The 228-nt window shown below is 41.7% G+C and carries 1 protein-coding gene; it reads left to right on the forward strand.

Annotated features, from left to right (window positions below):
- On the forward strand, positions 1-228 hold a 228-nt coding region (locus Q4528_RS16790; protein WP_303522957.1), incomplete at both ends, for a P-loop NTPase family protein.

Consider the following 228-nt stretch of genomic DNA (forward strand, 5'->3'; position numbering starts at 1 on the left):
CTACCATGCTACCCATCGTTTGTTTCAGTCTCAAAGTGGAATCTATTGCGTTCTTTGGGCCGAAGATACTGATGAAGAAGAACACGAACACCAACACACACTTCGTTATTGGTTAGATTTGGTGACTGATAACACTATCGATAGCTCTGTTATTGTGGTGAAAAACCAAATTGACCGTTCTCATAGTAAAGGGAACTTTCATCCAGACTTAGAGGGGCAACCCTATTG

Origin of the sequence: Staphylococcus pasteuri (assembly GCF_030547725.1) — a bacterium.
Taxonomy (GTDB): Bacteria; Bacillota; Bacilli; order Staphylococcales; family Staphylococcaceae; genus Staphylococcus; species Staphylococcus pasteuri.